General features: G+C 66.2%; 22 protein-coding genes. 9 read left to right on the forward strand and 13 right to left on the reverse strand.

Translation table 11 applies throughout. The annotated features are described in order from the left end of the window. The first annotated feature begins 25 nt into the window (after positions 1-25). Together AC6I6S_RS09390 and AC6I6S_RS09395 are read left to right on the forward strand one after the other, a co-directional pair. Complete coding sequence (locus tag AC6I6S_RS09390; protein WP_497949684.1) at positions 26-2,026, forward strand: MutS-related protein; 2,001 nt, start codon at positions 26-28, stop codon at positions 2,024-2,026. A gap of 37 nt (positions 2,027-2,063) precedes the next feature. After that, a complete protein-coding gene (locus AC6I6S_RS09395; protein ID WP_497949685.1) occupies positions 2,064-2,600 on the forward strand; it encodes a hypothetical protein in 537 nt (178 codons plus the stop codon). Positions 2,601-2,647: 47 nt separating this feature from the next. On the opposite strand, the gene AC6I6S_RS09400 is transcribed toward AC6I6S_RS09395, so the two are convergent. Beyond that, on the reverse strand, positions 2,648-3,100 hold the full coding sequence (locus AC6I6S_RS09400; protein ID WP_497949686.1) for a hypothetical protein: 453 nt from the start codon (positions 3,098-3,100) through the stop codon (positions 2,648-2,650). 210 nt (positions 3,101-3,310) lie between these two features. Between AC6I6S_RS09400 and AC6I6S_RS09405 the strand changes: the two genes are divergently transcribed. Then, the gene (locus AC6I6S_RS09405) at positions 3,311-4,444 is read left to right on the forward strand and encodes an ORC1-type DNA replication protein (protein ID WP_497949687.1); all 1,134 of its coding nucleotides are present in this window, start codon (positions 3,311-3,313) and stop codon (positions 4,442-4,444) included. Between the two features lie 30 nt (positions 4,445-4,474). Here AC6I6S_RS09405 and AC6I6S_RS09410 read toward each other — a convergent pair whose 3' ends face one another. The 4 genes from AC6I6S_RS09410 to AC6I6S_RS09425 form a co-directional block, all read right to left on the reverse strand. Continuing rightward, positions 4,475-5,491: a DUF7972 family membrane protein gene (locus AC6I6S_RS09410; protein WP_497949689.1), complete on the reverse strand. Its 1,017-nt coding sequence runs from the start codon at positions 5,489-5,491 to the stop codon at positions 4,475-4,477. Beyond that, a complete protein-coding gene (gene sp36 / locus AC6I6S_RS09415) occupies positions 5,484-5,690 on the reverse strand; it encodes a Sp36 family protein (protein ID WP_497949690.1) in 207 nt (68 codons plus the stop codon). Before sp36 ends, AC6I6S_RS09410 begins: the two co-directional genes overlap by 8 nt. Positions 5,691-5,777: 87 nt before the next feature. Next, complete coding sequence (locus AC6I6S_RS09420) at positions 5,778-6,050, reverse strand: DUF7553 family protein (RefSeq protein ID WP_497949691.1); 273 nt, start codon at positions 6,048-6,050, stop codon at positions 5,778-5,780. A gap of 86 nt (positions 6,051-6,136) precedes the next feature. Then, positions 6,137-6,805, reverse strand: a complete 669-nt coding sequence (locus tag AC6I6S_RS09425; protein WP_497949692.1) for a type 1 glutamine amidotransferase — start codon at positions 6,803-6,805, stop codon at positions 6,137-6,139. A 126-nt stretch (positions 6,806-6,931) separates the two neighbouring features. Between AC6I6S_RS09425 and uvrB the strand changes: the two genes are divergently transcribed. Further along, complete coding sequence (gene uvrB / locus AC6I6S_RS09430; protein WP_497949694.1) at positions 6,932-8,989, forward strand: excinuclease ABC subunit UvrB; 2,058 nt, start codon at positions 6,932-6,934, stop codon at positions 8,987-8,989. Here the strand turns inward: uvrB and AC6I6S_RS09435 are convergent, their stop codons facing one another. The 6 genes from AC6I6S_RS09435 to AC6I6S_RS09460 form a co-directional block, all read right to left on the reverse strand. Then, positions 8,990-9,856 (reverse strand): polysaccharide deacetylase family protein, encoded by an 867-nt coding sequence (locus AC6I6S_RS09435; RefSeq protein ID WP_497949695.1) that lies wholly within the window; start codon positions 9,854-9,856, stop codon positions 8,990-8,992. 208 nt (positions 9,857-10,064) lie between these two features. After that, entirely contained in the window at positions 10,065-10,544 is a 480-nt protein-coding gene (locus AC6I6S_RS09440) for a GNAT family N-acetyltransferase (RefSeq protein ID WP_497949696.1), read from the reverse strand. A gap of 101 nt (positions 10,545-10,645) precedes the next feature. After that, positions 10,646-10,942, reverse strand: coding sequence for a stress response translation initiation inhibitor YciH (gene yciH / locus AC6I6S_RS09445; RefSeq protein ID WP_497949697.1), 297 nt, complete (start codon positions 10,940-10,942; stop codon positions 10,646-10,648). A 54-nt stretch (positions 10,943-10,996) separates the two neighbouring features. Then, positions 10,997-11,365: a hypothetical protein gene (locus tag AC6I6S_RS09450; RefSeq protein ID WP_497949698.1), complete on the reverse strand. Its 369-nt coding sequence runs from the start codon at positions 11,363-11,365 to the stop codon at positions 10,997-10,999. 180 nt (positions 11,366-11,545) lie between these two features. Further along, positions 11,546-13,330 carry an excinuclease ABC subunit C gene (locus tag AC6I6S_RS09455; RefSeq protein WP_497949700.1) on the reverse strand — a complete coding sequence of 595 codons (1,785 nt, stop codon included), beginning with the start codon at positions 13,328-13,330 and terminating at the stop codon, positions 11,546-11,548. Between the two features lie 162 nt (positions 13,331-13,492). Then, the gene (locus tag AC6I6S_RS09460) at positions 13,493-13,924 is read right to left on the reverse strand and encodes a hypothetical protein (RefSeq protein ID WP_497949701.1); all 432 of its coding nucleotides are present in this window, start codon (positions 13,922-13,924) and stop codon (positions 13,493-13,495) included. Between the two features lie 598 nt (positions 13,925-14,522). On the opposite strand from AC6I6S_RS09460, the gene AC6I6S_RS09465 reads away from it, so the two are divergent. The 4 genes from AC6I6S_RS09465 to AC6I6S_RS09480 all read left to right on the forward strand — a co-directional run bounded on the left by AC6I6S_RS09465 (position 14,523) and on the right by AC6I6S_RS09480 (position 19,222). Continuing rightward, positions 14,523-15,350 carry a ParB N-terminal domain-containing protein gene (locus AC6I6S_RS09465; protein ID WP_497949702.1) on the forward strand — a complete coding sequence of 276 codons (828 nt, stop codon included), beginning with the start codon at positions 14,523-14,525 and terminating at the stop codon, positions 15,348-15,350. A 35-nt stretch (positions 15,351-15,385) separates the two neighbouring features. After that, positions 15,386-16,303, forward strand: a complete 918-nt coding sequence (locus AC6I6S_RS09470; RefSeq protein ID WP_497949703.1) for an ABC transporter ATP-binding protein — start codon at positions 15,386-15,388, stop codon at positions 16,301-16,303. Further along, entirely contained in the window at positions 16,300-17,196 is an 897-nt protein-coding gene (locus AC6I6S_RS09475; protein WP_497949705.1) for an ABC transporter permease, read from the forward strand. The genes AC6I6S_RS09470 and AC6I6S_RS09475 overlap by 4 nt, the downstream gene beginning before the upstream one ends. A 301-nt stretch (positions 17,197-17,497) precedes the next feature. Next, on the forward strand, positions 17,498-19,222 hold the full coding sequence (locus AC6I6S_RS09480) for an asparagine synthase-related protein (RefSeq protein ID WP_497949706.1): 1,725 nt from the start codon (positions 17,498-17,500) through the stop codon (positions 19,220-19,222). A gap of 9 nt (positions 19,223-19,231) precedes the next feature. Here the strand turns inward: AC6I6S_RS09480 and ligA are convergent, their stop codons facing one another. Continuing rightward, positions 19,232-21,328, reverse strand: a complete 2,097-nt coding sequence (gene ligA / locus AC6I6S_RS09485; protein WP_497949707.1) for an NAD-dependent DNA ligase LigA — start codon at positions 21,326-21,328, stop codon at positions 19,232-19,234. A 720-nt stretch (positions 21,329-22,048) separates the two neighbouring features. Beyond that, a complete protein-coding gene (locus tag AC6I6S_RS09490) occupies positions 22,049-22,399 on the reverse strand; it encodes a 2Fe-2S iron-sulfur cluster-binding protein (protein ID WP_497949708.1) in 351 nt (116 codons plus the stop codon). A 169-nt stretch (positions 22,400-22,568) separates the two neighbouring features. On the opposite strand from AC6I6S_RS09490, the gene rio1 reads away from it, so the two are divergent. Then, on the forward strand, positions 22,569-23,438 hold the full coding sequence (gene rio1 / locus AC6I6S_RS09495) for a serine/threonine-protein kinase Rio1 (protein WP_497949710.1): 870 nt from the start codon (positions 22,569-22,571) through the stop codon (positions 23,436-23,438). Positions 23,439-23,449: the final 11 nt, after the last annotated feature.

A 23,449-nucleotide genomic window follows, 5' to 3' on the forward strand; every position in this document is an offset into this window, starting at 1 on the left:
TCGGTCGCCTGTAATACCACAGTCGATGAAACTCGAGTCGATTCCGGGCGTCGGCGAGAAGACCGCCCGCGCACTCGCGGAACTCGAGGAGCCCGAGCGGGCGCTGCGGGCGGGCGACGTCGCCACGCTCGCGCGAGCACCGGGGATCAGCCAGGGCCGGGCAGCCCGGATCGCCCGCGGCGCGATCCGCCGCGAGCACGATGACCCCGGCGGCTTCCTCGCGACCGACCGCGCCCGCGAGATCTACCGCACCGTCCTCGGGCTCTGCCAGGAGCGAACCGTCACCCGCTACGGTGCCCAGCGCCTCGAGACGTTCTACCCGAGCGCCCGACGCTCGCGCATCGAGGAAGCCCAGGCGTTCGCGCGGGAGGCCGTCGAACGCGAGCCAACACCCGATCTGCTCGCGGCCCTCGAGGGGGTCCAGCCGCTCGAGCGTCCCGGCGACGTCCGCGTGCGCGACCGCTGTCTGGCGACGACCGACGCCGAGCGCTACGGCGAAGCCCGCGAGGCGGTCCCCGAACTCTCCATCGAGATCGTCGAGGACGCCCAGGGACTCGCCGAACTCGCCCGGGGCTACGCGACCGTGATCGCCATCGACGAGGCGTTCTCGGGGATCGACCTCGAGGGCGACGTCCGGGTTCGGCCGGACGCCCTCGAGTCCCCCGCGGAGATCGTCCCCGAGCGCCCGCTCGCCTTCTTCGCTCGCAACCGCGACTCGATCCGGGCCGCGGCGACGGTCCACCGCGCGGCGGCTCTCGAGGCCGACTGCGACCTCGAGGCCCTCGAGGACGGCCTCGAGCGGCTCGCGGCCGACGGCACCGTGGCGGGCGACGACGAACTCGACCGGCTCTCCGTGGCGGTCGACGACCTCGAGACTACCGCCGGAACCGCCGCGAGCGTCGCCAACGACCGGCTGCGCGAGGCGATCCGCGAGCAGGACGTCACCATCGAGGGCGCTGACCTGCTCTCGCTGGTCGAACGCGGCGCGGGGGTCGACTCGCTGCTCTCGCGGGAGCTCGCCGACGAGTACGCCGCGGCCGTCGACGCCGCTCGCGAGCACCTGGTCGACTCGCTCTCCCTCGAGGCCGGCGAGGACGACCTCGCTCGCCGGGCCTTCTCCGACGAGCCGACGTTTCCCGTCGAGTACGACGAGGAGACGATCTCACGGCTGCGCGAGGAGCTGTCGGCCGCGAAGGAGCGCCGCGCCGCCCGGCTCAAGCGCGACCTCGCCGCCGACCTCGCCGCCCAGCGCGAGGACGCAGAGCGGCTGGTCAGGGACGCCCTCGAGTTGGACGTCGAACTCGCCATCTCCCGGTTCGCCCGCGATTTCGAGTGTACGATGCCGACCTTCGACCCCGATTCCGGCGTCGCGATCGAGGGTGGCCGGTCGCCGCTCCTTTCGGAACCGCTCGAGGCGATCGACCCCGTCGATTACGAGGTCTCGGGAGTCACCCTGCTGTCGGGGGTCAACAGCGGCGGGAAGACCTCGACGCTAGACCTGGTCGCCGCTGTGGTCGTCCTGGCGCACATGGGGCTGCCGGTCCCCGCCGAGGATGTCCGTCTGCGCCGGTTCGAGGCGCTTCACTACCACGCCAAGACCCAGGGAACCCTCGATGCGGGCGCGTTCGAATCCACGGTCAGGGAGTTCGCGGCCCTCGCAGACGGCGGCGAGGAGTCGCTGGTGCTCGTGGACGAACTCGAGAGCATCACCGAACCCGGCGCCTCGGCGAAGATCATCGCGGGGATTCTCGAGGCGCTTTCGGAAAACGGGGCGACGGCGGTGTTCGTCTCGCACCTCGCCGAGGAGATCCGCGAGACCGCGGAGTTCGACGTCGCGGTTGACGGCATCGAGGCGGTCGGCCTCGTCGACGGCGAACTCGTGGTCAACCGCTCGCCGGTGACGGATCACCTCGCCCGGTCGACGCCGGAGCTAATCGTCGAGAAGCTGGCGGGCGAGGAGCGAGATGGCGCAGGCAGCGTGGACGAGGAGACGTTTTACGAGCGGTTGCTCGAGAAGTTCGACTGACCAAACGACTATGAAGTCACAAATTTAACAGGTATGCATGTACCTGACGACGTTCCTCGACGGTCTCAGTACCGTGTGCAAGCGGGTTGGTCCGGGCCGTCTTCCGGGCGCTGACCGTGCCGCGCTCGGAGCCGGCTACGCGGGTGCCTCGGCCGCGGTCGTCGCCGCCGCCGTCTTCGCGATCGTCGCTGCCGGTCTCGACGCGGCCGGGTCGTCCGTAACGGTCGCGGATCCGGCGTTCGTGGTTTTCGCCGCCTACGCGATTCCGTTCGTGGTTCCGGCGGCGTTCGTCGCGGCTGCGCTCGTCTGGCGTCTCCTGTCCGCGGACACTCCATACCGCGGTGCGGTCGCCGGTCTGCTGGCGACGCTGTTGGCCTACCTGGTCGCGACTGCCCTGCTGGCCGTCGTCCTCACCGCTACCGCGGCGGCGTCGCTTTCCGGCGCCGATCCCACAGCCGGGCCGGCGTTCGCCCTGCTCGTGGGCTTTGGAGCGTTCGCGTGGACCGTCTGGGTGGCGGTGCCGGTCGGCTGTCTCGGCGGCGTTATCTACGAACGGGTCGGCGTTGGCGGGTAACACCGCGATGAACGGCCGCCCACGACGTGATTCGACCGACTCCGTGGTCACTCGTCGTCGACGCCGCCGTAGCCGACCGCGACGAGCTGATCCGGGTGCCGAACGTACACTCCCGGTGGCGAGTCCTCGACGAGCGGCAGTTCCTCGAGGGTGCTTGCCGTCGTTGCCAGCCGTTCTTGATCGAACTCGGTCTCGTCGACGCTGACCCGTTCGAACTCCCCGCCGCTCATCGTCACCGTCTCCGCTCGCCCGTCGGGGTCGCGGGCCCTGTCGAGCAGTTCCTGGATCACCTCGTCGTCGACGATTCGGCCGTCGTCGTGGTCGACGACGGCGTCTCCCGTTGGCGCCGCCTCCACGAGCGTTCCGTGTATCGCGGCGATTCTGGCGGTGTCGTCTTCGCGTTCGCCGCCAGCGTTACCGTCGCCGACGCAGCCGGCAATCGCGACGGCGATACCCACACCGCAGCGTCGGAACACCCGTCTTCGCGACGTCTGCACCATACACTGTGTCGTCGGGGTGTTTATGAAAGCCTTCTGTAGACTGAAAGAGTGATTTCAGCCCAAACCGGGTCTGTCGGTACTCGAGTCGCCCTCGACACTTCCTTCCGGACGGCCGACGTCCCGCTCGAGTCGCCCTCGCGGTCGACCGGCACGCGCCGAAACTCCTAGACGCGCAAACAACTAAGTAGCTTCGACAGCGTGGTGAAAGTAATGGCAGGTGACCCCGAAGAGGGGATGTTGTCGTGGGACGAATCCGTGTTCAGGAACGAACACGTCTTCGAGATCGACTACGTCCCCGAGACGTTCAAGCATCGGGAGTCACAGATGCAAAGCTTGACCTACGCGCTGCGTCCCGCGGTCAGGGGTTCGCGCCCGCTCAACGTCATGGTCCGCGGGCCGCCGGGGACGGGGAAGACGACCTCTATTCAGAAGCTGTTCGACGAAGTGGGTGCCCAGACCCGCGACGTCCGGACGATCCGGGTGAACTGTCAGGTCAACGCGACCCGTTATTCGGTGTTCTCCCGGCTGTTCGAGGGAACCTTCGACTACGAGCCGCCCTCCTCGGGAATCTCCTTCAAGAAGCTGTTCGGCCAGATCGCCGAGAAGCTGATCGAGGAGGACCGAGTGCTCGTCGTCGCCCTGGACGACGTCAACTACCTCTTCTACGAGAACGAGGCCTCCGATACGTTGTACTCGCTGCTTCGCGCCCACGAGGAACACCCAGGCGCGAAGATCGGCGTCATCGTCGTCTCCTCCGACCCCGCACTCGAGGTGATCGACGAACTCGACTCCCGGGTCCAGAGCGTCTTCCGACCCGAAGACGTCTACTTTCCGGTGTACGACCAGCCCGAGATCGTCGGCATCCTGAGCGAGCGGGTCGAACGGGGCTTTCACGACGGCGTCATCTCCCGGAGCGTCCTGGAGCACGTCGCCGACCTCACCGCCGACAGCGGTGACCTTCGGGTTGGCATCGACCTGCTTCGACGGGCGGGGCTCAACGCCGAGATGCGCGCCAGTCGCGTCGTCGAGATGGAAGACGTCGAGAAGGCCTACGAAACCTCGAAATACATCAACCTCTCGCGGAGCCTCTCGGGGCTCACCGACAACGAACGCGCGCTCCTCACCGTGATCGCCGAGAACGACGGCGCGCAGGCCGGCGACGTGTACGACGCCTTCCACGAGGACACCGAGCTGGGCTACACTCGGTACTCGGAAATCGTCAACAAGCTCGATCAGCTCTCGCTGATAGACGCCGATTACGCCGAGATCGAGGGCCGCGGCCGCTCCCGGTCGCTCACGTTGTCCTACGACAAGGACGCAATTCTGGATCGTCTCGAGGAGTAGGCGGTGGAACCGAAATAGGTGGGCGACCGATCAGCGCTGTGATTCTCGCAGGATCAACGGCCCGATCGCGAGAGTGCGCTTCGCGACGGTCGCGACCCGGGTGACGTACGTCGTCAGCAGCAGGAACGGGACGAGCGTGATCGTGAACGCGATGCCGACGAGCCAGAGCAGGTTTTCGGCGCCCAGCGTCGTCCCGGGTACCGTCGTCTCGTCGACGTACGTCAGCATCACCCCCGCAACGATGAGCGCGGGAATCCCGGCGTAGAGGATGAGCCGCATCAGGTCGATCAGCTCCCACTGGAAGAACAGCGTCTTGACGTGTTCGCGGGCGGGGCCGAACATCGCGAGCGACGCCCGGAGATCGTCGAACGCCTCGAACTGTTCCTCCTCGAGTTCGTCCTGGTACTCGTCCTCGATGCGGTCGATCTGGAAGATCTTCCAGGAGTAGTTGTAATCGAGGGCGGCGTTGACGACGTTGAACGTACCGAACTGCTCGCTCTCGAGTTGTTCGCGAACGGCCTCGCTGTTGCCCGTCAGGCTCTCGGTGAACTCGTCGACCTCCTCCCGTAGGTCCTCGTTTTCGAGTTCGTTGATCGACTCCTCGAGGGAGTTCGCCCGCTGTTCGGTCGTGTCGACGAGTTCGCGCAGGAGCGCGGAGGGGTCCGCTGGTGCGGGTTTGCCGGTGAGGTCCTTGATGTACTGGCGGAAGTCCATCGCCTCGCTCATCCGCTGGCGCTGGTCGCCGACGGGACCGTTCTCCTGGGAGATGATCAGCTGACTGATCGTGACCACCAGCGTGATCCCGGTGATCAGCGCGCTGAGCATCGTCGAGAACATCGACTCGATGACCGCCCGCTCCTCGAGCATCTCCGAGAGCGTCGGCTCGAGGAGTGTGCCGGCCATGAAGAGGACGAACACGACCAGCGAGAGCACGCCCGTGAGCACCAGCCGGTTCGCCTTCAGGAGAAACCAGAACTTGAGGCGGCTCTCGCCGGCCCGTTCACGCATCGTGTTCGCGGTTCCGGGGTCGTCGCTGTCGCTACCCATCTGTCTCGTTGTCCGCCGGTCGTTTGAACACGAGAAGCTTCGTCCCGCCGCCGCTGTAATCGATGGTGTCGATGAGCTCCCAGCCCTCGGCACCGAGTTCGTTCAGGACTTTCTTCGGGTCGCCGGCCTCCTCCATCGTCGGATCACGAGGCGGGCGCACCGTCTCGTACTCCCAGGTCGTCCCCTCGTTCCCAGTCATCTGCCATGATATACCACGAAGCGACTTGAAAACGGTTACCTTGCAGCCGCCTCGTCGCGGCCGCGAGGAACGATCGGCGCTCCTCTCTCAGGCCTGCTCGAGACCTTCCCGGTAGGTTTCGGCGTGCTCGAGCGCCCGGTCGATGCTGTTCGCGGTATCGGCGTCCGAGCGCTCTCGAGCCTGTCTGAGGGTGTTCAGGTGGCCGTCGAGGACGGCGTGGTCCGCCTGCCGATCGCCCGCGGCGAGTTCGGCGAACGCCCCGGCGGTCTCGCGGAGCGCGTCGCGAACGTCGTCGTCGGCGGTTTCGACGGCTCCCTCGAGTTCGCTTCGGGCCTGCTGTAGGTGCTGGTCGTCGGCCATACTCGGCCCAACTACGACTGGGGTGAAAACGCTTGGTAGAGGGGAAAGTCGTGCTGGATAGTCGCGGCTCCCCGGGTAGCCGGTCGCTACCGGTCGCCCTCGGCCCCGGTCGAGCGAAGTCCGTCTCCGGCGGCAGCGAGCGAGCGGAAGTTCGAGAACACGCGGTCTGCGGTCACCGACTCGAACTCGTGGTCGGTCTCCGACCAGCCGAAGTCGGCGGCGAGACGGTCCCGGTAGTCGGCCGTGAACTCGGGGTGAAACTGCACGGTCCACAGCGGCGCCTCCCGGTGGCGGGTCGCAAACGCCGGATAGTAGTCGGCGCTGGCGATCACCTCGAGCCCCCGTCCGGGCTCGGTGACGACGTCGCCGTGGACAGCGGGAACTACCGGCGCGACGCCCTCGAACAGCGGGTCGTCGGCGAGTTCGAGGGAGACGAGTTCGCTGGTCGTCCCGACGTCCTCGACGGTGCCGCCGAGGGCGCTGTTGACGAGCTGGTGGCCGAAACAGACGCCCAGCGTCGGAATCCCGCGGTCGATCAGCTCGCGGACGAGCGCCGCCTGCTCGTCGATCCAGGGGCGTTCGTCGGCCTCGTAGACGCCGGCCGTGCTGCCCGTGAGAACGACCCCCTCGACACCCTCGAGGTCGGGGCGGTCGCCCGCGGGGTAGTCGTACTGGGCGGCGGCGGGGAAGTACGCCGCGAGGGCGTCGCAGTGGTAGGCGCAGTCGGGATCGACCTCGTTGTGGACGACGAGCATCGGAAGTCACCGGTACGTTTCGACTCGAGCGAGAAAGCGCTGTCGGGGACGAGGGGGCTGGTCGGGCGAATTGGCCGCGTCGCAGGCAGGCGAGCGGCTTACGTATCCCCGGTCCGTGGCTCACCTATGAGCGATACACGCGGTCCGCTCCAGCCGGATCGGCCGGACGTCGACCACCCCTTCGAGGTCGACGCGCCCTTCGAGCCCGCGGGCGATCAGCCCGAAGCCATCGAACAGCTCGCCGAGGGCTTTCGGTTGGGGATGGACAGACAGACCCTCCTGGGGGTGACGGGGTCGGGGAAGACCAACACCGTCTCCTGGGTCGTCGAGGAGATCCAGAAACCGACGCTGGTCATCGCCCACAACAAGACCCTCGCGGCGCAACTGTACGAGGAGTTCCGGAACCTCTTTCCGAACAACGCGGTGGAATACTTCGTCTCCTACTACGACTACTACCAGCCCGAAGCCTACGTCGAGCAGTCCGACACGTACATCGACAAGGACGCCTCGATCAACGACGAGATCGACCGCCTTCGGCACAGCGCCACCCGGTCGCTGCTGACCCGAGAGGACGTGATCGTCGTCGCCTCGGTCTCGGCGATCTACGGGCTAGGCGACCCGCGAAACTACGTCGACATGGCGATGCGACTCGAGGTCGGCGAGGAGGTCGGCCGCGACGAACTGCTGAAACGGCTCGTGGACCTGAACTACGAGCGCAACGACGTCGACTTCACCAACGGCACGTTCCGCGTTCGGGGTGACACCCTCGAGATCTTCCCGATGTACGGCCGCTACGCCGTTCGCGTCGAACTCTGGGGCGACGAGATCGACCGCATGGTGAAGGTGGACCCGCTCGAGGGCGAGACCAAAGGCGAGCAGCAGGCGGTACTCGTCCACCCCGCGGAGCACTACTCGATCCCGGAGACGCGCCTCGAGCGGGCGATGGACGAGATCCGCGAGGACCTCGACTCGCGAATCAGCTACTTCGAGCGGAAGGGCGACCTCGTCGCCGCCCAGCGCATCGAGGAGCGAACCAGATTCGACCTCGAGATGATGCAGGAGACGGGCTACTGTTCCGGCATCGAGAACTACTCGCTGTACCTCTCCGACCGCGAATCAGGCGAGGCGCCCTACACCCTGCTCGACTACTTCCCCGAGGACTTCCTCACCGTGGTCGACGAATCCCACGTCACCCTCCCGCAGGTTCGCGGGCAGTACGCGGGCGACAAGTCTCGCAAGGACTCGCTGGTCGAAAACGGCTTCCGACTCCCGACCGCCTACGACAACCGCCCGCTCACCTTCGAGGAGTTCGAGGAGAAGACTGATCAGACACTCTACGTCTCGGCGACTCCCGGCGATTACGAGCGCGAGGAGAGCGAGCGGATCGTCGAACAGATCGTTCGCCCGACCCACCTCGTCGACCCGGAGGTGTCGGTGTCGCCCGCCAGCGGCCAGATCGACGACCTGATGGACCGGATCGACGACCGAATCGGCCGCGACGAGCGCACACTCGTGACGACGCTCACCAAGCGGATGGCCGAGGACCTGACGGAGTACCTCGAGGAAGCCGGCATCGCGGTGGAGTACATGCACGACGAGACCGACACCCTCGAGCGCCACGAGATCATCCGCTCCCTTCGGTTAGGGGAGATCGACGTCCTCGTCGGGATCAACCTCCTGCGGGAGGGCCTGGACATCCCCGAAGTCTCGCTCGTGGCGATCCTCGACGCCGACCAGGAGGGCTTTCTCCGCTCCGAGACCACGCTGGTCCAGACGATGGGGCGGGCGGCCCGAAACGTCAACGGCGAGGTGATCCTCTACGCCGACGACCCATCGAACGCGATGGAGTCGGCGATCGAGGAGACCCGTCGCCGCCGCGAGATCCAGCGCGAGTACAACGAGGAACACGGCTACGAACCGATGACGATCGATAAGGAGGTTGGCGAGACCAACCTGCCGGGGAGCAAGACCGACACCACCGAAATCTCCGGTCGCGACCTCGCGGACGACGACGAGGCCGCCCGCTATATCGACGACCTCGAGGAGCGCATGGAGGAGGCGGCGAGCAACCTCGAGTTCGAACTCGCGGCGGACATCCGCGACCGGATCCGGGAGGTCCGCGAGGAGTTCGAACTCGCGGGCGGCGAGGAGGAGGGGATCGCGCCGCCGGCCGAGGAGTTCTAGTTAGCGCTCTCGCCCTCGAGGCGCCGTCGCCTGCGCGATCCGCGCGGCGACCGCGGCGGTGGTGCCGACCGCGCCCACCATCCCGCCTGCCGCACCCGCGACCCCCCGCTGGGCGTAGTGGGCCGGCTTCACCGCCACTTTTCCCGTCTCTGCGGCGACGTCCCAGGCCAGCCGGTCGACGAACTCGAGTCGCGAGCGCGACCACCGCCCGGGGTGGGCGAGCGTGTACAGCCGGGGGCAGTCGCCGGTCTCGAGGAACTCGACGAAGTCGTCGGTCGTCTCGACGAGACCGAACTCGGGGTCGACGGTCCCCCACCGGCGCCCCGTATCGGAGACGTACGTTGGCAGGTCGCGGTCCTCGGCGTCCTTTTCGATATCCAGGTAGGCTTCGCCGAGCAGGTCGTAGTCCGCCGGCGAGCGTCGTCCCTCCCAGATGTCGAGGTTGAGGTGCCGGGAGAGCGGGCTCCCGTGCGAACAGGCCGTCTCGATCGTCGCGTGTTCGCGGAAGGACTCGAGGTTGGCCGCGAACTGGCGGTGGGCCTTCCGGCGGTTGCCGCGGGCGCGAGCCAGGTCCTCGTAGTGGTAGCCGATCTCGTGGCCCATCGCGGCCATCTCGGCCACGACCTCGGGCTCGAAGGTCGAGGTGCGGAAGTAGTACGTCGAGGTCACGCCGTGGCTGGCCTCGAGTTCGGCCATCGAGCGGGCGATGCCGACCCGCCGGTCGACGTCGTGGCGCAGGAGGAGGTAGCGCTCGGGGAGGGCGTCGGCTTTCAGGAAGTCCGCCACCGTGAGGACCTCGTAGCCGGAGTCGACGGCAGCGCCGATGAGTCGGTCGTACGCCTCGAACGTAAAGTCACGAACGTTCATACAACGTGCGATGACTGTCCGCCAAATAGCTATATACAGACTTCCGAATCCGCCCGTTCAGGTAGGGACGACGTACCGCTCGGCGTGAGGGTCACTCGAGGAAAACCGTCACACGAAACCGACGGTCACGACGGTACGAGGTCGTTACTCTCCAGACAGTCCGAGTTTGCGACCGGTTTCTTCCCCGCCTTCCGTTCAGCGCACCCGGCTACAGTTCGAGCGTGTACACCACTTCGCGGTGGGTTTCGTCGCCCATTTCGACCTCGCCGTCACCCGTCTGCTCGAACCCCAACCCCTCGTAGAACTCGCGACCGCCGTCGTTCGAGGCGAGGTCGATCGCCCGCATGCGCTCCATGTTGAAGTCCTCGAGCGCCACCCGCAGGCGGTCGTGAAGCGCCGTCCCGACCCCCCGTCGCTGGTGGTCGGGGTGGACGTACATCCGCAAGACGTCACCCTCGTCCTCCTGGACGACGCCGTGGGTGAAGCCGACGATCTCGCCGTCCGCTTCGGCGACGAGCACCGCGGTCCCGGTGGTCGAGAGCGCCCGCTCGAGTTCCTCGTCGGCGTACCAGTCGTCGACGGTCTCGTCGATAACGTTCTCGGGAATATCGTAGGTGTCGTGCCAGGTCTCGCGGGCGACCTCGCGAATCGCCTCGCAGTCGTCGGCCGTGGCCGGTCTGATCTCCATGCTGTGTGCTACGGTATCGAGGGACAAAATTGTGCGCTCAACTCGAGTTGTCGAACCGAAACGGGAGTTGGAGACGCGCTCGCTCGAGTCGAGCGAACCCGTCAGCTCTCGACGTCGAACCCGCGCTCGCGAAGCAGTTCCGGGACTCTGTCGCGGTGGTCGCCCTGCAACTCGATCCGTCCCTCGTGGATCGTGCCGCCGGTTCCGAGCGCGCTCTTGAGACTCGAGGCGATCGGCTTGAGTTCCGACTCGGGGAGGTCGAACCCCTCGACGATGGTCACCGGCTTGCCATACCGGCGTTTCTCCATGCGGATCGACAGCGCCTGGGCCGCGGCCTCGAGGTCGCTGTGGGCGTCGAGTTCGTCGAGCAGGTCGTCGAGCGGGTCGTCGTTTGACACGATGTTCAGTACGCTCGCGAGCGACATATGGCTGTCTCCATGTTCGGGGGTATTTTACTCCCACTCACAGTCGTTTTGCATCGTCCCCTGCCCGAGTTCCTCGTCGTCTCGGTAGGCGGTGTATCTGATGGTCAGGTTCTCGACCGTCTCGCCGTGGTCCCAATTGAGTGTGACTCTCTCCTCGTCCTCGTCCACATCGATCGACCTCGTCTCGGTTCCGGTCGTCGCCTCGATGCGGTCGACGGTTCCCGGCTCGACTTCGAAGTGACCCTGGGTCTTTTCGGGTCCACCTGGCTGAGACTCGATTAAGGATATCTCGTCGCTGTCAAAGTGCTCCACCGGCGTTCGCTGGCAGACGTACCGATTGGTGCTATCGTCACCAGTGCATCCGGCTAGCATCCCCGCGGTGAGGGTTGCGATCACCGTTCGTCTGGAGATTCGGACAGATATATATCCATAAAGCGACAATTGATGTGCATTTACACTTCACCATTGTTGTCGAAATATAACTTCTACTGCTAAGCTCGGAAATTATTGTCACCAGATTCCTCGTAGTCGTTGAATCAGTTCTCTACCGATTGCAGTTGGGGAACTGATATTGTCTCACAACCGTTCTTTGACCGTCTTAGCCGTTTTCTTCCCCACCCCCGACACGCTCTGCAGGTCCTCGAGACTCGCCTCTCGCACGTTCTCGACGCTGCCGAACCGGCCCAGCAGTCGCTTTCTGGTCTCGGGACCGATCCCCGGCACGTCGTCCAGAACCGTCGAGACGTCGTCGCGGATCGTCTGGTGGTACTGCACGGCGAAGCGGTGGGCCTCGTCGCGCACCCGCTGGAGGAGGTGGAGGTGGGGGGCGTCCCGCGGCCAGGAGAACTGCCTGTCGGGGGTGATCACCGTCTCCTCGGCTTTCGCCAGCGCGACGGCGGGGACGTCCCAGCCCACCTCGGCGAGGGCGTCGCGGGCGGCCTCGAGCTGTCCCTCGCCGCCGTCGATCACCAGCAGGTCGGGGTCGGGGCGGTCGTCGCGACCCTCGACGGCTCGTTTCGCCCGCCAGCGGATCAGCGCGCGCATGTTGTCGTAGTCGTCGTTTCGGTCCTCGAGTTTCTTCCGCCGGTAGTCGGCCTTCTCGGCGCTGCCGTCGACGAAGGTGACGTCGCTCCCCACCGCCGATTTCCCGTGGGCGTGGCTCACGTCGAACCCCTCGAGTCGCCTCGCGGCGTCGAGCCTGAGCGCGTCGGCGAGCATCCCGCACTCGTCGCGACGGCCGACGTTCCGGCGGGCGTTCTTGAGCGCGAGGTCGACCAGCTTCGCCTCGCGGCCGGCGCCCGGCACGCGCACCGCCACCCCTTCGGCCTCGAGCCAGGTCTCGACCTCCGCGTCCTCCAGTCGCTCCGAGAGCAGGACGGCATCCGGCAGCGTTCGTTCGGCGTAGTACTGGACGAGGAAGGCGGCGAGGACGGCGGGAACGCCGCCTTCGCGTCCGCGCGGGCCGGCGTCTTCGGCGTCGGAGCCCTCGAGCGTGTGTCGTTCCCGGTCGACCAGCTTGCCGCCCTCGGCGCGCAGGCGGGCGACGGTCGCGTCCTCGCCCTCGATCGCGACTCCGAGCACGTCGACGACGTGCTCGCCGCCGGTCGTCTGGACGGCCTCGCCGCCCTCGCCGTGGAGGCTCTCGACGGCCTCGAGGCGGTCCCGGAGGTTCGCCGCCCGCTCGAAGTTCTGCGCCTGGGCGGCGGCCTCCATCTCCCGGCGCAGCGGATCCGCGAGAATCCCGGTTTCGCCATCGAAGAACCGCTCGACCGCCGCCACGTCCTCCCGGTAGCTCTCGAGGCCGATCTCGCGGGTGCAGGGGGCGGTACAGAGCCCCATCTCGTAGTCGAGACAGGGGCGGTCCCGCCCCGAATACTTGTGGTCCGAACAGCCGCGGACGCCGTAGGTCTCCCGGAGGGCCTTGACGACCGTCTCGACCCGCCCCATGTTCGTAAACGGGCCGTAGACGGTCGGCCCGCTCGCCCTCGGGCCACCCTGCGTTTCACCGTCAGGATCGCGGGTGATTTCGATCCGCGGGGCCTCGTGGTCGGTCAACTGGACCATCGGATACGACTTGTCGTCCTTGAGTCGGACGTTGTACCGGGGCTGGTGGCGCTTGATCAGGTTGGCCTCGAGCAACAGCGCCTGGGTTTCGGTGTCGGTGACGGCGATCTCGATTCCGTCGGCGCGGTCGACCATCCGTCGGATGCGGGCGCTGCGCGGATCGGCGTAGGAGCGCACCCTCGAGCGCAGGTCGACGGCCTTCCCGACGTACAGCGTTGCGCCGCCCTCCCGGAACTGGTAGACGCCGGGCTCGCGCGGTAACGACCCCGCCCGTTCACGAACCCCCGCTGCGTTCATCAGAGGCGTTACGGAACCGAGCGATTTCAGCCTGACGTCACCGGAACCGTCGTCCGCTGTTCGCGGGGCTCCTCGAGCGAGTACGCGCAAAAAATCGGTGGCCATCGTGGCCGTCAAACGCCGTCGACCGGGTCAGTGATACTGACGGTCGACGGGTGACGATTAGATGTCGTCGTCGCCGTCGTCGTCGCCAACACCGTCGTCTTCGTCGTCAGTGACGTTGTCGCCGTCGTCGTCGTCAGTGACGTTGTCGTCGTCGCCGACACCGTCATCCGCGTCGTCGTCACCGACGCCGTCGTCAGCAGCGTCATCGTCGCCGACGCCATCATCCGCGTCGTCGTCGCCGACGCCGTCGTCAGCAGCATCGTCGCCGACGCCGTCATCGGCAGCGTCGTCACCGACGCCGTCGTCAGCAGCGCCGTCGTCTACGTCCTCTCCGGGAGCCTCGTCATCGATTCCATCGTCGTCGACACCGTCGTCACCGCCAGGTCCACCACAGCCGGCGAGTCCGATCATCACTAACGCGAGCGTGATCGCGATAATCGTACGCCGTTGTGGTAGCGAGCGGCCGAGACGTTCTTTCATGGATGTCATGATTTCGACGCACTCCACTCTGGACCGCCGTATCGTATAAACGGGGTCAGTCGTTCCGGACGCTTCCGATCCGTTCCTCTCCGTTTAGTATGGGTTCCTTGAACGAATCGAATCTGCGAATTTCTCGGTCGAAAACCGATTTCTCGCCGGTTTAAGCAGTGGGATAGGTCGTAAACTCGGGGCCAACGCGGTAGAATCTCGTTAGTCGAGCCGTAACACCCGTTGTGAACGACGAGTTCGCTGCTGACTCGTCGACCGTCAGGTCGGCTATCGAAGCCTTGTAACGCTCGTTTACGCGACCTGCGACGGCGACCGCTACCAGAAACGCGAGCGCTCGCTCGTCTCCCCCGGAACGGCCCACCGGTTACCGCTGGAACGACGATCGATCCGGCGGAACTCGAGTCGGTGTTCGACTCGTTCGGCTGGCGAAGCCAACGCATCGCCGATCGACGCTGAATCGGCTCGAATCAGGGCCAGAACGGGAACGCGTTACCCACTGAATAATTATTCACCGGTTCGTGATCCGCTCGGTCATGGGTGCGGTCACCGCTCGCGTCTCGCAACCGAAACCCGGTGGCGCCGGGAGAGGTGCCGGCCGATGAGTCGGCCAACCGTCCGCGGGCGGAAATCGGCGACCCGGCGAGTCCGCTCTCGGCTCCGGCCGACTCTCGAGCGACTTCGAACCGGCTGTCTGGACGCCCGGATCCGGTATCTGACCTGGCGCACCTGTGGCCGGCGCTACGCGGCACCGATCTCTCCGACCGATCTGCTCGAGGTCGAGCCGTCCGCGATCACGCAGACACTCGCGCAGCCGTGGCGCGAGACGCTCGCAGTAGCCTCCCCGGCACACGTCCAGTCGATCACCGGCGGCAGCTGGGATCGCGAGACGAACCCGTTCGCGACACACCCGGTCTTTCGCGCCCACCGCGAGCACGCCGTCGACGGGGTTCCGTGGCCGGAGACGACGCTCGGTGACGCCGTTCAGCCGCGGGAGCCGTCGACGCCGGCTGTCGGCTCCGCGCCACCGCTCGAGCGAGTCGCGACCGACGGCGGGACGGAGCTCTGGACGGCGCTCGAAACCTGCTACGCCGACGTCGCGGCGCGTGGCTACCGATCCGTCCGCGAACGCCGTTCCGGTCGTGGACGACTCGAGACGCCGACCCTGTTCGATCCGTACCCGCGGCTTCCACCGGCGAAGGGTGAGATCCGCGTCTGCATCGGGCGCGACGGTCGCGTCGTCCTGCAGCGTGGTCACCACCGACTCGCCATCGCCCGTCTCCTCGGGGTCGAGACGGTTCCCGTTCATGTCGCCGTTCGTCATCCGCAGTGGCAGGCCAGACGGGACCGAATCGTCCTGACCGGGTCGGAAGCCGGTGATCATCCCGATCTTGTGGATCTCGAGCCGCGACGGGCCGTCTCGCGGTGACAAGCCTTATCGGCGGACGGTGAGTGAAGACAGCTATGTCCGCGATCAGGGTCGATGGACTGACGAAACGGTACGGTCGGACGGTCGCCCTGGATGACCTCTCGTTTCGCGTCGAATCGGGTGAAGTGTTCGGATTTCTCGGCCCGAACGGTGCCGGCAAGTCGACGACGATCAACGTCCTCCTCGACTTCGTCCGCCCCACCAGCGGCCGGGCGGCGGTTCTTGGCCTCGACGCCCACCGGAACAGTCGGGAGATTCGCCAGCGAACGGGCGTTCTCCCCGAGGGGTACGAAACCTACGATCGCCTCACCGCGCGCCAGCACCTCGAGTTCGTCATGGAGTCAAAGGGGGTCGACGACGACCCCGAACGGCTGCTCGAGCGGGTCGGCCTCGTCGACGCGATCGACGACAAAACCGGCGGCTACTCGAAGGGGATGGCCCAGCGATTGATGCTGGCGATGGCGCTGGTCGGCGATCCGGAGCTCCTGATTCTCGACGAGCCCTCGACCGGCCTCGACCCCAACGGCGCCCGCGAGATGCGCGAGATCGTCCGCGAGGAGAACGAACGAGGGGCGACCGTGTTCTTCTCGAGTCACATCTTAGAGCAGGTCGAATCCGTCTGCGACCGGGTCGGCATCCTCCGGGATGGCGAGATGGTCGCCATCGACACCGTTTCCGGGCTTCGCGACTCCGTCTCCTCGACGACGACGCTTCGGGTGACCGTCGACCGCCTCGACGAGGAGGCGCTTTCTGCGGTCCGAACGCTCCCCGACATCGCCGAGGTCACCGCCGAAGACGGTGGGGAGCCGACGATCGTCGTTCAGTGTAACGGCTCGAAGACGGCCATCCTCCGCGAACTCGAGGAACACGGCCTCGAGGTGCGCGACTTTTCGACGGAAGAAGCCTCGCTCGACGACGTCTTCCATTCGTACACAGCGGGGGCTCAGCCATGAGTACCGGGGAGTCAGACGACCCCGCCGTCGACCTCGATCTCGACAGCGTCGCCGCGATCGCACGAAAGGACTTCCACGACGCCGCCCGCTCGAAGGTGCTGTGGCTACTGACGACGATTTTCGTCGCGTTCGTCGGGGGGATGGCGGCTCTCTTCGTCTATCTCGACGACGTTCTCGTCCAGGAGGGGCAGCGGCTGTCTTCGGTACAGCTGATCCTCTTCCTCGAGGAGCCGGTAACGTGGCTGCTCCCGATAATCGGACTGCTCGTCGGCTACAAGTCCATCGCGGGCGAGGTCGATTCGGGAACCGGGAAGATCCTCTTTTCGCTGCCCCACTCCCGACTCGACGTCGTCGTCGGTAAACTCGTCGGGCGAACGCTCGTCCTCTGGACGGCGCTGTTTACCGGGTTGCTCGTCGCGTTTCTCGTGGTCGTCGCGTTCTACGACCAGCCGCAGGTGGCCGACTTCGTCACGTTCGGTGCGCTCTCGATGCTGTTCGGGGCCGTGTTCGTCGGCGTCGGCGTCGCCATCTCCTCGCTCACGACGTCGACGGGCAAGGCCGCCGGCGCCGTCATCGGGGTGTTCGTCTTCCTGTATTTCGTCTTCGACTCCTTCCGGCTCGTCGCCTACTATCTCCTGACCGGTGAGGTCGTCCCGTCCGGGTCGGCTCCCGACTGGTACCTGTTTTACCCGTTACTGAATCCGATCCAGGCGTACGACGCCGCGATTCACGGTTTCTTCCCCGATCCGTTCCCCAGAGAGGTCGACATCTTCTACGGAGATGCCAGCCTGCCGTTCTATCTCACCGGCCGGTTCGCCGTCGTGATCCTCCTCGTCTGGCTCGTCGTCCCCGTCGCCCTCGGCTATCTCCAGTTCCGGACGCTCGATCTGTAATCGACTGCTCGACCCGTGTTTCGAGTTCCGGGTTCGTTCTACGCTCCGATCATGAGATGGTGTGGGAGGGTCCGAATCCACTCGTCTCACTCCCAATTACCGCGAGTTCAACGACGTTTGCAGCCCCCTTGAACCGTGTGAAACAGTGGTCGCTGATCCGGACTGCAGGCGGTTCGGCTTACTCCGGACATAGTTATCCCCCTCTGCGCCGTTAGCCAGTAGCGATGTCGACACTGGTCCGGTCGGCCCGCACGCAACGAGACTCGACGGGTCGGATTCGGCCGGTGCATCGAACATACCAATGAAAACCGAACTATTCGGCGTTTTCGGCGCGGGCGAACGGTTCTCTCGGCACCGCAATCGGGACGAGTTCGACGCCGTTCTCGAGGGCCCCTCAGTTACCGTCGGCGTTCGTGACCCTCACCTGGGCGTTTCGGGACGCAGCTCCGTCGCCGACACCGACGACGGCTGCTGTCTCGTCTGGGGCGAGGCGTTTTCGCCGGATTCGGTGGACCGAGACGCCGCCTCGTGGCTGCTCGAGGCGGTCGAGGAGTACGGACGGAACGCCTTCTCCGTCCTCAACGGCTCTTACGTGGCGGTGGTCGACACCGCCGAGGAGACGATCGTCGTCACGGACCCGATCCGGTCGTGGGAGTGTTTCTACACGGACGCGAGCGGTGCCAGGGTCTTCGGGACGGACGCCGGGGCGGTCGCACGGACGATAGCGCGTCCCGACGTGGACCGGGAATCGCTCCGGCAGTTCATGCACGTCGGAACGATCTTCGGCGAGAATACCCTGTTTACCGACCTCGCTCGCGTGCCGTTCGACGGCTATCTGACGGCCGAAGAAACCGGGACGCTCGAGCGCTTCGTCTACGATCCCAGGGAGTTCGACTACGTCGACGAACTCGCTCGCAGGCTGCGGCGCGCGATCGAGCGGCGCAGTCAGTATCCGGGCTCGCGCGGACTCCTGTTGTCGGCGGGCTACGACTCCCGAGTGCTTCTCTCGCAGGTGCCGTCGATCGAGAAGTGCTTCACGATTGGCTACCGGGAGAACCCCGAGATCGAACTCGCCGGCAAGGTGGCCCGCCAGTACGGTGCCACGCAGACCGTGTTCGAACCCGACCAACGGTATCTGTTCGCGGGACCGGGAAAGGTCGAGTACTCCCAGGGGATCAAGGAGTCGCTGCACGTCCACCACGGAGGGTACGACACCGAGATGGACGTCGATACGATCTATCACGGCCTGCTCTGTGATACGCTCATCCGAGGTCACTTCCTCGAGCGCAAGGCGCTCGATTTCTTCGGAAAATCGCTGCCGCTGCCGCCGCTCGAGCCGAACCCGGACCCCGCGGACGTGCTCGCCAGTCGGTTCGGCTACGATCGCGAGAAGAGCGAGACGGTCGTTCGCCACACCGAGGTGGGACCCGACGACCCCCACTCGTTCGTGATGGACGCGATCCGGGAGGAAGTCGACACCCACGCCCACCGCGCTCACGACGTCCACACGCGACTCACCTGTGCAGGAATCGCCAATCAGCCGTCGATCCCGTTCCGGACACACCTCGCAGACAACTATCTCGAGTCGATGCTGGTCACCGACATCGAACTGCTCGACTGGCACCTGACGACCCCGCCGGAACACCACAGCACCGAGACGTTCCTCGAGGCGATCAAGCGCCTCGACGACGACATCCTGCGCCATACGCCGCCGGACCGTCCCTTCGAGTCCCAGACGGCCAACGCGGTCCAGGGCTTTCTTCGGGAGAAGGCTCCCTTCGCCCGCTCGCCGCGGGCGTGGCCCGACCGCGACGAGATGTTCGAGCGGTACGAACTCGACCAGCGACTGCTGCCGAACCGGACGCACCTCCACGAGCTGCCATCCCGGCACAAACTCCGGGCGAACGACGTCCTCGGCTGGCTCGAGGGCTGTGCGTCACCGGCAGCCAGAACCGACGGCCTGTTCGCACCGCCGGTCCCGGTCGCCGAGAGACGGCTCACACGACCCGTTCCCGGCGGCCGGTAGCGCCGTCACCTACTCGCTCTCGACGTCGATCCCGTGGTCCTCGAGCAGGGCCGCGAACTCGTCGTCCTCGAGAACCGTCACACCGCGTTCGTCGGCCGCCTCGAGCTTCGTCGCCCCCGGGCTCTCCCCGGCGACGAGGTAGTCGGTGTTCCCCGAGACGCTTCCCGTCGCGTTCGCACCGTGGCTCTCGACGAGTTCCTGGGCCTCCCCGCGGGTCATCCCCGACAGCGAGCCCGTGAAGACGAACGTCTGCCCCTCGAGCGCGTCGCCACCCGCTTCTTCGGCCGCCCGCTCCTGTGGCGACACGTACTCGAGAATCGCGTCGACGGCCGCGGCGTTGGCCTCGCTCGTGAAGAAGTCGTGGATCGTCTCCGCGACGGTTTCGCCGATCTCGTCGACGTCCTCGAGTTCGTCGGGGCGCTCCTCGGCGGCCGCTCGAAACGCGGCGAAGCTGCCGAACTCACGGGCGAGTTCGCGGGCCGTCGCCGGTCCCACGTGGGGGACTCCGAGCGCGGAGATGAAGTCCGAAAGCGGGGGCTGCCGGCTCGCCTCGAGTTCGCCGAGCAGGTTCTCCGCGCTCGTTTCGCCCCACCCCTCGAGGGCCGTCAGCTCCTCGCGTTCGAGTTCGTAGAGGTCGGCGATCGACTCGAGGAGCCCGGCCTCGACGAGCTGGCGGACGCTCTTCTCGCCCAGCCCCTCGAGGTCGAGGCCGCCGTCGCCCGCGTAGTACTCGATCGACCGCCGAAGCTGGGCGTCACAGGCCAGCCCCCCGGTACAGTAGGCGATCGGCCCGTCGCGCTCGAGCGGGCTCTCACAGACCGGACAGTGCTCGGGCAGTTCGTAGTGGCCCTCGCTGCCCTTCTCGACGACCTCCTCGACGTAGGGGATGACGTCGCCCGCGCGCTGGACGCGCACGGTGTCGCCGATATTGACGTTCTTCGCCTCGATCTCGTCGGGGTTGTGCAGGCTCGCCCGCGACACCGTTACCCCGCCGACGTCGACGGGTTCGAGCAAGGCGACGGGGGTCACCCTCCCGGTCCGCCCGACCTGAACCGCCACGTCGACGATCGGCGTCACCTCCGCTCGTGCGGGGAACTTGTAGGCGAACGCCCACCGGTCGTGGCGGGCGGTGCGGCCGAGTTCCTCGCGGGCCGTACGGGAGTCGACCTTGATCACGACGCCGTCGATCTCGTAGGGGAGGTCGTCGCGCTCTGCGAGTAGTCGGTCGCGATAGTCGAGTGCATCCTCGATGTCCGAGACGCGCTCGACCCGGTCGTTGGTCCGCAGGCCGTAGCTGGGAAACGTCGCGAGCTCGTCGCTGTGGGTGTCCTCGAGTTCGCTCGCCTCGAGCACGTCGAAGTAAAAGACCTCGAGGGGCCGCTCGGCGACGACTGCGGGATCGAGCTGCCGGATCGTCCCCGCGGTCGCGTTACGGGGGTTCGCGAACGGCTCCTCGCCGCGCTCGAGGCGCTCGCGGTTGTGCGCCTGGAAGGCGTCCTTGGGCATGTACACCTCCCCCCGGACGGCGAAGAAGTCGGGCGGGTCGTCGTGGAGCCGCTGGGGAACGGAGCCGATTGTCCGGGCGTTTCGCGTGACGTCGTCGCCCTCCCGGCCGTCGCCGCGAGTGACCGCCCGCTCGAGGCTGCCGTCCTCGTAGACGAACGCCAATGAGACGCCGTCGAACTTGGGTTCGCAGACGTACTCGATCTCGTCGTGACCCGCCCCCTCGAGTTCCCGCCGCACCCGCTCGTCGAACTCCCGAACGTCGCTCGCCTCCCCCGACTGCGAAATCGAGAGCATCGGCGCGACGTGTTCGACGGTTTCGAACGCCTCGAGCGGTTCCCCACCGACGGACCGGGTGGGACTGTCGGGGTGGGAGAGATCGAAGGCCTCCTCGAGTTCCTGCAGCCGCGAGAACAGCGCGTCGTAAGTCCGGTCGGCGATTACGGGGTCGTTCTCGACGTAGTAGCGCCGATCGTGCTCGCGGATCGCCTCGCGCAGGAGCTCGACTTCTTCGCGGGCGGCGGTTTCCGTACAGTCGGCCACTGGTTCGAACTCCGTGGGTGGATCCCGAAGATACGGGTTCTCCTCGGCAGCGGATGGCATCGTGGTGGTGTTGTCATCGACCGGCGTAAAAGACTCCGTTTGCGTGGACGACGGCGTACCCGATCCGATTTCGGCGTTTCATTCGCTCGAGCGCTCGGCAACGACCGACGTAATGGACGCCTGCATGCGAGGACGCGACGGTTCCCTGTGCAGCGGCGTTTGACCCAGTGCTACGGCATCGACTGACGAAGGACATCGACTGACGAAGAAATCGCGCGCTGGTGGACAATACGAGTACGTTATTGTCGCCTTCCCACCGGTGATGATCATCGGTAGTTATATTATATTTGATGTTTGATTGTCATTGTGGTGCGTTCGCACCATGGTACCACCATGAACCGAAAACTCCTGATACTGATGGCGGTTGTAACACTCGTACTCCTGTCGGTCGATCCTGCCCTGGCTACGGACGGCTCGGTCGGTGTGGAGAAATGCTGGTTCCAGGCGGGCGGTGAACCGTTCTGCTACTACCCATAACGGCGAGGCCCTACGACGTCCCTCGAATTCGATCGCATAACCGTTTCGGAAGCAGTGTCGAGCCTCAGCGAGCCGCGTCCGAGACCGTGACGGTCGACGGAACGAGTCGGGCTGTCGAGGGGCGAGAGATCGAGTGCTGGCGTCTGCTTTCTGGGTGACGGGGGTTTCGTCGTCCGCGTCAGCGGCTGCCGTGACCGCTGCCTGGACGGTGGGGCGCGCCAACACCGTTGAAGGCCCGTCGGCTCACCGGCCCCACGGACTGTCCCCGAGTTCGCTGCGGATCATCGGCCCGACCGCGATGCGACAGTCGGCCCGCGGCAGGGCGATACACAGCAGGGCGTACCCGTCGGCCAGGTCGTTCGCCTCGAGCGCCTTCGGCGGCCGTCGGTAGTCGACGGCGTCCGAAACGGCGAGCGAGTCGTCCTCGACTGCGAGAACTCGACCGGCGCAGGTCGTACAGGTCCCCTTTCGGCAGTCGTAGGGAAGCCGGACGCCCTCCCGGAGGGCAGCCTCGAGCACCGTCTCGGGCGGCTCGACGGTGACGGTTCGGCTGCGTCCGTCGGGCCACTCGAGGGTGACGTCGTGGCGGGTCATCGCTCACACCTCGTCTCGGTCCGCTCGAGCCGTCGATCCATACGGACGGTACTGCGGGAAGCGCCAAAAGCGCCTCGTCGGTCCACTCCCGCCGCGCCTGCGGCGCTCACCGAGGAGGGCGAACGCGATACCCAGTCTTTACCCGCTCGCACACCGTAGATGCGACCAGATGGATACGGGATCGGAGTTCGAACTGGTCGACCTCGAGGAGACTGACGTCCCGGGCGACGAGTGGGAGGAGATCGACGTCTCCGACACAGAGGCCGACCGCATCGCCCGCAAGCGGGATCGCGAGTTCGAGCAGTTCGAAGCCCGGATCAAGGACGCAGATCAGTTCAAAGTCGAACAGTCGGTGTTCGACGACGCCACCTTCGCGGCGCTGTACAAACTCGTCCAGGACGGCCACGTCGAGGCCTTCGGCGGGCCGATTTCGACGGGCAAGGAGGCAAACGTCTACCACGCGCTGGGCGACGACCGCGAGGTCGCGGTGAAGGTCTACCGGATCAACGCCTCGAACTTCCGGCAGATGCGCGAGTATCTGGAGGGTGACCCCCGCTTCGAGGGGCTCGGCGGCAAGAAGAAGGACGTCGTGCTCGCCTGGGTCAAAAAGGAACTCGCGAACTTGAAACGCGCGCGCAAAGCCGGCGTGCGCGCCCCGGAGCCGATCGCCGCGGAGCGCAACGTCCTCGTCATGGAGTACATCGGCGACGAGGACGGGCGGGCCAAACGGCTGGGCGAGGTTCACATCGAGAACCCGCAAACCGCCTACGGGGTCATGCGCGAGTACATGCGCCGCCTGTACGCGGCGGGGCTGATCCACGGCGACCTGAGCGAGTACAACGTCGTCTTCCACGAGGGCCAGCTCGTGGTGATCGACCTCGGACAGGCGGTCACCGTCCACCACCCCAACAGCCGCGAGTTCCTGGAACGCGACTGCCACAACGTCGCCTCCTTCTTCCGGCGACAGGGGCTCGAGGTCGAGGACGACGACCTCCTCGAGTTCGTCACCGATCCGGATCCCGACCCCTCGCGGGACTGACCGGAACGGAA

The sequence above is a fragment of the Natrononativus sp. DTA114 genome (genome assembly GCF_059736515.1).

Excerpts from the sequence above, each read along its gene's own strand:
- AC6I6S_RS09400 (WP_497949686.1), bottom strand. The coding sequence starts at position 3,100 with ATGGTGCAGACGTCGCGAAGACGGGTGTTCCGACGCTGCGGTGTGGGT.
- sp36 (WP_497949690.1), bottom strand. The coding sequence starts at position 5,690 with ATGACTGGGAACGAGGGGACGACCTGGGAGTACGAGACGGTGCGCCCG.
- AC6I6S_RS09440 (WP_497949696.1), bottom strand. The coding sequence starts at position 10,544 with ATGGAGATCAGACCGGCCACGGCCGACGACTGCGAGGCGATTCGCGAG.
- AC6I6S_RS09455 (WP_497949700.1), bottom strand. The coding sequence starts at position 13,330 with ATGAACGCAGCGGGGGTTCGTGAACGGGCGGGGTCGTTACCGCGCGAG.
- AC6I6S_RS09490 (WP_497949708.1), bottom strand. The coding sequence starts at position 22,399 with ATGACCCGCCACGACGTCACCCTCGAGTGGCCCGACGGACGCAGCCGA.
- rio1 (WP_497949710.1), top strand. The coding sequence starts at position 22,569 with ATGGATACGGGATCGGAGTTCGAACTGGTCGACCTCGAGGAGACTGAC.
- AC6I6S_RS09435 (WP_497949695.1), bottom strand. The coding sequence starts at position 9,856 with ATGAACGTTCGTGACTTTACGTTCGAGGCGTACGACCGACTCATCGGC.
- AC6I6S_RS09410 (WP_497949689.1), bottom strand. The coding sequence starts at position 5,491 with ATGGGTAGCGACAGCGACGACCCCGGAACCGCGAACACGATGCGTGAA.
- AC6I6S_RS09470 (WP_497949703.1), top strand. The coding sequence starts at position 15,386 with ATGTCCGCGATCAGGGTCGATGGACTGACGAAACGGTACGGTCGGACG.
- AC6I6S_RS09390 (WP_497949684.1), top strand. The coding sequence starts at position 26 with ATGAAACTCGAGTCGATTCCGGGCGTCGGCGAGAAGACCGCCCGCGCA.
- AC6I6S_RS09420 (WP_497949691.1), bottom strand. The coding sequence starts at position 6,050 with ATGGCCGACGACCAGCACCTACAGCAGGCCCGAAGCGAACTCGAGGGA.
- AC6I6S_RS09460 (WP_497949701.1), bottom strand. The coding sequence starts at position 13,924 with ATGACATCCATGAAAGAACGTCTCGGCCGCTCGCTACCACAACGGCGT.
- AC6I6S_RS09480 (WP_497949706.1), top strand. The coding sequence starts at position 17,498 with ATGAAAACCGAACTATTCGGCGTTTTCGGCGCGGGCGAACGGTTCTCT.
- AC6I6S_RS09395 (WP_497949685.1), top strand. The coding sequence starts at position 2,064 with ATGTACCTGACGACGTTCCTCGACGGTCTCAGTACCGTGTGCAAGCGG.
- ligA (WP_497949707.1), bottom strand. The coding sequence starts at position 21,328 with ATGCCATCCGCTGCCGAGGAGAACCCGTATCTTCGGGATCCACCCACG.
- AC6I6S_RS09475 (WP_497949705.1), top strand. The coding sequence starts at position 16,300 with ATGAGTACCGGGGAGTCAGACGACCCCGCCGTCGACCTCGATCTCGAC.
- uvrB (WP_497949694.1), top strand. The coding sequence starts at position 6,932 with ATGAGCGATACACGCGGTCCGCTCCAGCCGGATCGGCCGGACGTCGAC.
- AC6I6S_RS09465 (WP_497949702.1), top strand. The coding sequence starts at position 14,523 with ATGAGTCGGCCAACCGTCCGCGGGCGGAAATCGGCGACCCGGCGAGTC.
- AC6I6S_RS09425 (WP_497949692.1), bottom strand. The coding sequence starts at position 6,805 with ATGCTCGTCGTCCACAACGAGGTCGATCCCGACTGCGCCTACCACTGC.
- AC6I6S_RS09405 (WP_497949687.1), top strand. The coding sequence starts at position 3,311 with ATGGCAGGTGACCCCGAAGAGGGGATGTTGTCGTGGGACGAATCCGTG.